Here is a 7,278-nt window from a genome sequence, read left to right as displayed (position 1 = left end):
CGAAATTCCTTGTCGGGTAAGTTCCGACCTGCACGAATGGCGTAACGACTTCCCCACTGTCTCCAGGACATGCTCAGCGAAATTGAATTCTCCGTGAAGATGCGGAGTACCCGCGGTTAGACGGAAAGACCCCGTGCACCTTTACTGCAGCTTCAGAGTGGCAGTGGACAAGAACTGTGTAGCATAGGTGGGAGGCTTTGAAGCATCGGCGCCAGCTGATGTGGAGCCATAGGTGAAATACCACCCTGTTGTTGTCTACTGTCTAACCTCGTACCGTGAAACCGGTACAGGGACCCTCTGTGGCGGGTAGTTTGACTGGGGCGGTCGCCTCCTAAAGAGTAACGGAGGCGCGCGAAGGTTGGCTCAGGCCGGTTGGAAACCGGCTGTTAGAGTGCAATGGCATAAGCCAGCCTGACTGCGAGACTGACAAGTCGAGCAGAGACGAAAGTCGGTCATAGTGATCCGGTGGTCCCTCGTGGAAGGGCCATCGCTCAACGGATAAAAGGTACGCCGGGGATAACAGGCTGATAACCCCCAAGAGCTCATATCGACGGGGTTGTTTGGCACCTCGATGTCGGCTCATCACATCCTGGGGCTGGAGCAGGTCCCAAGGGTTTGGCTGTTCGCCAATTAAAGTGGTACGTGAGCTGGGTTCAGAACGTCGCGAGACAGTTTGGTCCCTATCTGCCGTGGGCGTCGAAATTTGAGAGGAGTTGACCCTAGTACGAGAGGACCGGGTTGAACGTACCTCTGGTGTACCTGTCGTCGTGCCAACGGCGCAGCAGGGTAGCTATGTACGGACGGGATAACCGCTGAAAGCATCTAAGCGGGAAGCCTCCCTCGAGATAAGATTTCATCAAGAGCGGTCGAAGACCACGACCTCGATAGGCCGGATGTGGAAGTGCGGTAACGCATGGAGCTAACCGGTCCTAATTGCTCTGGTCGCGCTTGAGAGCTCCACACCCCCACCATCAGCCCTGGGCTAGATGAACGGGTGGATGGAAATAACTCTCAGCCAGATAAAACTTCCAAGGTGCATCGATTTCATCCCAACACAACCGCATGCTCGCAGGCTCCATTGCCTGGTGGCCATAGCGTCGGTGTCCCACCCGATCCCATCCCGAACTCGGCCGTGAAACCCGACCGCGCCAATGGTACTATCGCTCAAGCGATGGAAGAGTAGGTCGTCGCCAGGCATTGAAGCCCGCGAACATGCACACAAAGAACCCATTCACATCCCCCTTGCGCCACACAGCGCAAGAACAAAACCTCACCACCGCGGGGTGGAGCAGCCCGGTAGCTCGTCAGGCTCATAACCTGAAGGTCACAGGTTCAAATCCTGTCCCCGCAACCAACTTCATTTGCAACGCCTCGGAAGCCACCGCTTCCGAGGCGTTTTGCATGTCTGTGCTCGCGCTCAGCTCCAGCATCGACGCCAACTCGCCGCGTAGCTCGATCGCGAGGTCCTCGCCCTGTGGCGTCAGGACCACCGTTTCGATGAGCGCGCGGATGCGTTCGAACGCTTGCGCGCGCAGTGCATCGTCCTCGTAGGCTGACGTAAGCGTCGTAACCTTCTCACAATAAATCCGGCCGAGATCCGGACGCAGCAGCGACTCGGCTGCGTCTGGATGTTCGGCAGCGGCAAGCGCCTCGATCAGCACGGTACGTCGCGTGCCCAGCCTCTGCAACTCGTCGACGAACAACGACGGATCTACGCCTTTGAGGATCGCGGTTTTTGCGTGCGAAATCTGCTGGTCGACCTCGCTGAGTTCTGCCTCGTGCTCGGGGCGCGTGCTGACGCTGGCCTCCTCAAGCCGGTGGGTCTCTGCTGCATATTCCTCCAGAAATGCCGCGACCACATCGTCGCGCAGCATGGCGGTGGTCAGGCCTTTCAGCACCCTCGCGTCGAGCGCATCCTGCCTGATGGTCAGGCGATTGTCGCACCAGGTCGGGCCCTTCTTTGCCGCGCCTTGGCAGCCGAAGCGATGCTGACCGGATTTGGCGTAGCTCGCTCCGCATACGCCGCACGTCATCTTCCCTGTCAGCAGGTACTTCGGCCGCTGCTGAGCAAAATAGGGGCGGGCAGGGCCGGCCGGTTCCGTACGGGGGGGGCGCGCAAGGGCTGCCTGCCGGGCCTTCACGGCCCCCCACAAGGCGTCTGGTACGATGCGAAGGTCGGGAGCTCTGACAAGGGCCGTGGCGGCGTCAGCGGCGTTGATGAAGGCGTGGCGTTTCCCGGTGTCAGGGTTCTTGCGGTAGGTTTGCTTTCCATACGGGCGCTGCCCAATGTACAGTTGGTTGTTGAGGATGCCGGTGCCGCGGGCGGCGTTGCCGGTCAGCGTGTTCGGCGTCCAGGCAGCAAGATTGATCCTACCTTTGCCCGGTCGTCCGCCGCGCGGGGAGGGGATGCCCTCGGCATTGAGGCGCCGGGCGATGGCAATCGGCGACAGCCCGGCGGCATAATCCTCGTAGATCCGCACCACGACGGCCGCCTCCGCGGGGACGATCTGCTGGAGGCCGCGGATCCGCTCGCCATTGCCGTCATAGGCCACCCGGGTTTCATAGCCATAGGCCGAACCCCCCGGATTGCGGCCCATCGCCTGACGGCGCACCAGCGCGTCACGGGTCTTCTCGCTCGTCGCGCTCAGCTGCTCGGCGTTGATCGTCCCCATCATGCCGATGTGCAACGGGGTCACCACGCCTTCCTTGCGCGTTGCCAGGATAATGCCGCGGAAGCGCAGCCGCTCGAACAACGAGGCGATATCGGCCTGGCTGCGCGACAGCCGGTCCATCGCATCGGCGTAGACGATGTCGATGTAGCCTGCCTGGATTGTCGCCAGCAGCGCCTGCATACCGGGACGGTGCAGCGTCGCAGCCGACTCCGCGGCGTCCGTGAAGCACGCCACTTCGCTCCATCCCTGACGCTCGATCTCGCGCCGGCACATCATCAGCTGCGTCTCGATCGACAGCATGTCCTGCTTGTCCGTCGAGAAGCGCGCATATACCGCGCAGCGCATCGTTTTTCCTCCTGCGATTCCCATCATGCTTCCGACGTTCGGTCCGTTTTATCGGACTTCTTGCCTGCGGCACACCGCTCGGCGTGATGCTGCCTTGCGACATGGCGCGCCAGCAGACGCGCCAGCGCGATAGCGTGTTCGGGCAGCAGGAAGGGCGGCTTGACTGGCATGTAGGCCACGTGGAGAGCGCCAAGCCGCAGCGTCTCCAACCTGCCCACATGGTTGCAGCTTCTCTCAGCTCGCAATTGGTCGCCGACCGCTAATATGCTGCGGATGAGTTTCCGTAAGAAAGACGCCCGGACAAAGTTCCCACCCTGCAGCCAGTTACCTCGGTAGGCCGCAGTGACCCAGATGCGGTCATTGACGGCTGCAAAACCGCTTCCCGTTTTCGGCCGTTCATCCATCTCGGGATAGCGGGTCACTTATGGTGACGCTGAGGATCCCAGTGTCTCCTGTTGGGAGGAAAGCAGACCCTGTGGAGAATCGTTCTTGTCCCCCGAAGCTGTCTAGTGAAGAGAGCAGCATGCTCCTCACTTTCACCAGGCGTGACGGCAAGTTCGACGATCTGCGGGTCGACCGGGATGGCCTCCCTAGCGAGACGGTTCAATGCCCTAAGCAGGGCATCCTCCCGCACGACATGATCCATTATGCCGTCGAATCGACGGTACCACACAAGGGCTTCCTATCCCTCCTTCGCGAAGGGCGGCCGGTGGCCTTTACCACATCGGGTGGAGAGATGGAGGCGGCCGTTGAAAGGCTGGTGGAGGCATTTCAAGCCGAGATGTGGGGCGGCCAAGTACCCGCAACGGACCTGATCGCCGTCTACGAGCATGCCTGCGGAACCGACTTGCCGCTGGTCGCCCCGATAGCCCCAGCCGACGTCGAGGCTATTCGAAAAAAGATCAACGAACTAAGCCATGCGTGGTCCAGCCTGAGAATTGGGCAGTCGCTAAGCGTCACCTTCTAACTCATATTGGCCGTTGATTGTCCGATATTGGGCGAGAGTATCTGCCCTGCCCTCCTGCCGAGGAGACCCACATCCGGCCATTCAGGGCGCCCAAGGCGCTCCCCAGCTTCGGTCATTCGTTCATGTCGATCAATCGGGTCTCCGGCATCGTTGGCTCGGCGGTCGGAACGGCAAGGTTCTGGGACGAAGCGGACGTTCCAAACCTTTCCGCCAAACGGCGGCTTTCAACAACAGCCGACGTTCGCGCACTGAGCCATCGAAGTCCGATCAAGCGGTCGGAAAAAAGCGAACTCGATATGATTAGCTAAGCCGACCGACCTGGACTTGCCCCGCTCAAATGGAGAGGCATTTGCTCAGCGTGGCGCGGTTTGTTCGAACTGCGGCGGGCTGGTGTAGTTGAGCGCGGAGTGGCGCCGGACGGGGTTGTAGAAGCCGTCGATATAGCGGGCAAAGGCCTGCTCGGCCTGGGCACGGGTATAGAAGACGGTGGGCCAGACGAGTTCGGATTTGATGGTCTTGAAGAATGTCTCGACCATGGCGTTATCGTAGCAATTTCCCTTTCCCGACATGGAGATGCGGATGCCGTGGCGACGCAGCTCGGCTTGGTAGTCCACCGAACAATACTGGCTACCGCGGTCCGAATGATGAATGAGCCCCTTGGGGGGACGCCGCATGACGAGCGCCTTGCGCAGGGCAGCCAGCGCCAGATCGCGGTGCAGCCGGTCGCCGACAGCCCAGCCGACGACGCGGCGGGAGAAGAGGTCGATGACCACCGCCAGGTAGAGCCATCCCTCCCGTGTCCAGACGTACGAGATGTCGACGCCCCACTTCTGGTTGGTTGCCGTCGCGGTGAAATCCTGGTCGATGATGTTCGGCGCGATCGGCCAGGCGTGTTCGCTGTCGGTCGTGCGTTTGAACCTGCGCTTCTGCCGGGCACGCAGGTCGTTCTCGCGCATCAGCCGCGCCGTGCGACGCCGCCCGATGGCAAAGCCATCATCCTGCAACTCGCGCGTCATTCTCGGACTGCCATAGGTGCCGTTCGACAGGGCAAAAGCCGAGCGGACATGCGCCAGCATCACCATGTCATCGCGCTGACGCCGACTGGCCGGGCGATCCTTCCAAGCGAAGTAGCCGCTCTGGCTGACGCCGAGCACCCGGCAGAGGCGGTGGACCGGGAAATCCTCTCTCGCCCGATCGATGAGCTGGAACCTCATCGATTTCCCTCCCGGGCGAAAAAAGCGGTCGCCCGCTTCAGTATGTCACGCTCCTGTCGAAGGATCTCATTCTCCCGCCGAAGGCGCTTCAACTCGGCAGCCATATCCGCCTGCGGCGCTTGATCCGGCGTATCCACCAGACGATCCCGGCTGCGGCTGATCCAGCGCACCAGCGTCGATAGCCCCACTCCCAGATCCTCCGCTATTTCGCGCTGCGTCCGTCCGCTGGTCGCCACCAGCCGATCCGCTTCGTCCTCAAACTCCTTCGTGAACCGTCGCTGCTTCGTCATTGAGTTCGCCTTTCACTTCAAGGGAACTCTCCACTTTGCCGAGGCAAGTCCAGAATGTATTGTGCAGAGGTTGGGTGCTGAGCTTTTACGTGTCTGCGATCGGAACCGAGGCTCGCGGCTTAACTTCTCCGGATTTTATTTGGACTATGCGCGCCAGCTGGGTCTGCTGATCTTCTGAATCACCGGCCCGCGTCAGGTGGTCGCCGCGGCCGTTATCGCCCACACGCTGTCTCGCGGGCCATGACGTGCACGGTTGTGGGCAGCGCGAGCCATGACGACGAAACCCGCCGTACCGACCAGTGCCACGGCATCGACCAGCTGCGTTGCACCGTTGTCGCTCCACCCCGTGCCCAGTAGCGTGGAGGCGAAGCTGGAGACGGGGATCGCTGCCGTTGCCGCTGCCGCTACCCACAGCAGTGAGGCACCGCTGCGTGCCGCACCGCGCACCAAGGCCCAGACGATCGCCGCCAGGAACACGCAATAGTAGATGCGACCGTGCCATGCGGGGAGATCGGGCGATGTTGGCGGCAGCCACTTGGCGGCCGCGATCGTCAGTGAGATACCGGCGACGCAGCCCAGCGGCACCCCAACGGTCAGCGCACCAAGGATGCGGGTCGCGCGCGTCTGCATGACGGCGCCGGACTTGCGTTCCTTCTTTCGCCTGCTTTCGATCCAGAGCAGATTGCCCGAGTAGAACAGGAAGGCGCCCGCCAGCCCGAGCACGAAATACGACCAGCGTACCGGCGTGCCGCCGAAGCTGCCGAAATGCAGCGCGAAGAAGCTGGTGACGGTGGCGAACCACGCATCCTGACGACCAGGCATATAGTCCGCTCCGGTGATCGCGCCTGTGCGCGTATCGATCTCGCCCAGGCCATAGACGGGCGCGCGGGTGCCGTAGCGGGGATCATAGCCAGCGATGGCGCCGTGACGACCTTCCTTCGCGTTATATTCGTACGTGAGGGTATGGAGCCGGAAGCCCGGTGCCTGCTGCGCAATCCGGCGCTGTAGCTCGAGCGGCGGCAGCGTGCCGGTGACCGCCTCAAGCGCCGGAGGCGGCGCATTCCGGTCGGGTCGTGCGGGCCGCTCCAGCTTCGGCGCGCCGATCTGCTGCACCGCCCCTTGTGCGGTGTAGATCTCGTCGTGGAACGCGAAGATGACGGCGGTCACCGCCATGATGATGTGGAATGGCAAGCTGAACAGGCCGAGCACATTATGCAGGTCCAGCCACATGCGCTTCACATTCCGACTGAACCGCAGCGCGAACAGGTCCTTTACCAAGCTCGGTAGCAGGCAAATAACGCCTGAGATGATCGCGACCGCATAGAGCAGTGAGATGACGCCCATGATCGGCATCGACACGTTGTGCGGGAAGGGCAGACCGATTTGCTCGTGCAGGACATCGATAAAATTCGCCACGGGCGAGGCCTGCTGCTGCACGACCTGCAACGACCCATCGGACGCCAGCGACGCCAGCCACGTCGGGCCTGGGACGCGGCGGTTGCCCTTTGTCCAGCTGACGCGTGCCGGCATCTCCGGCCCGACGTCGAAATTGACGGTATAGGCGGCCCGAGCCTCCGGATGGGCACGCAACACCTTGTCGACCAGCTCGGGAGTGCGCGCGAGCGATGGTGCCGGGGTGATCGATGTCGGCGCCGAGGCCCAGCGGTTCAGCGGATCCTCGAACATCGTGATCGCGCCGGCGTAGAAGGCGATGAACAGTGCGAGACCCGCAATGATGCCGACCCAGCTATGGATGTCTTTATAAGTCTTGACGATATCGGTGCGCATCG

At 61.9% G+C, this 7,278-nt stretch carries 5 protein-coding genes, 1 tRNA gene and 2 rRNA genes (1 of these 8 running past the window's edge); 4 read left to right on the top strand and 4 right to left on the bottom strand.

Annotation, left to right across the window (positions count from 1 at the left end; all coding sequences use genetic code 11):
* The 3 genes from GQR91_RS13950 to GQR91_RS13940 form a co-directional block, all read left to right on the top strand.
* Window positions 1-954, top strand: a 23S ribosomal RNA gene (locus tag GQR91_RS13950); it begins 1,906 nt to the left of the window's first position.
* A gap of 127 nt (window positions 955-1,081) precedes the next feature.
* A 5S ribosomal RNA gene (gene rrf, locus GQR91_RS13945) occupies window positions 1,082-1,196 on the top strand.
* Window positions 1,197-1,277: 81 nt separating this feature from the next.
* Window positions 1,278-1,354: transfer RNA gene (locus GQR91_RS13940), tRNA-Met, on the top strand.
* On the opposite strand, the gene GQR91_RS19950 is transcribed toward GQR91_RS13940, so the two are convergent.
* Window positions 1,311-2,948 (bottom strand): recombinase family protein, encoded by a 1,638-nt coding sequence (locus tag GQR91_RS19950; RefSeq protein WP_428842982.1) that lies wholly within the window; start codon window positions 2,946-2,948, stop codon window positions 1,311-1,313. The two genes, GQR91_RS13940 and GQR91_RS19950, sit on opposite strands and share 44 nt — an antisense overlap.
* A gap of 92 nt (window positions 2,949-3,040) precedes the next feature.
* Entirely contained in the window at window positions 3,041-3,439 is a 399-nt protein-coding gene (locus tag GQR91_RS13925) for a hypothetical protein (protein WP_149683680.1), read from the bottom strand.
* Between the two features lie 101 nt (window positions 3,440-3,540).
* Between GQR91_RS13925 and GQR91_RS13920 the strand changes: the two genes are divergently transcribed.
* Entirely contained in the window at window positions 3,541-3,984 is a 444-nt protein-coding gene (locus tag GQR91_RS13920; RefSeq protein WP_149683679.1) for a hypothetical protein, read from the top strand.
* A 353-nt stretch (window positions 3,985-4,337) separates the two neighbouring features.
* Here GQR91_RS13920 and GQR91_RS13915 read toward each other — a convergent pair.
* A protein-coding gene (locus GQR91_RS13915; RefSeq protein ID WP_164727759.1) for an IS3 family transposase occupies window positions 4,338-5,488 on the bottom strand; the annotation gives its coding sequence in 2 pieces (ribosomal slippage) (window positions 4,338-5,224 and window positions 5,224-5,488; 1,152 coding nt in all).
* A gap of 192 nt (window positions 5,489-5,680) precedes the next feature.
* Entirely contained in the window at window positions 5,681-7,276 is a 1,596-nt protein-coding gene (locus GQR91_RS13910; RefSeq protein ID WP_149683669.1) for a PepSY-associated TM helix domain-containing protein, read from the bottom strand.
* Between the last annotated feature and the right edge of the window lie 2 nt (window positions 7,277-7,278).

The organism is Sphingomonas carotinifaciens (genome assembly GCF_009789535.1).
GTDB lineage: Bacteria > Pseudomonadota > Alphaproteobacteria > Sphingomonadales > Sphingomonadaceae > Sphingomonas > Sphingomonas carotinifaciens.
This window is presented reverse-complemented; position numbering and strand designations above follow the sequence as displayed.

What these genes read in the sequence shown, in the direction of transcription:
- GQR91_RS13920 (WP_149683679.1), top strand. Translation starts at nt 3,541, where the DNA reads ATGCTCCTCACTTTCACCAGGCGTGACGGCAAGTTCGACGATCTGCGG.
- GQR91_RS13910 (WP_149683669.1), bottom strand. Translation starts at nt 7,276, where the DNA reads ATGCGCACCGATATCGTCAAGACTTATAAAGACATCCATAGCTGGGTC.
- GQR91_RS19950 (WP_428842982.1), bottom strand. Translation starts at nt 2,948, where the DNA reads ATGATGTGCCGGCGCGAGATCGAGCGTCAGGGATGGAGCGAAGTGGCG.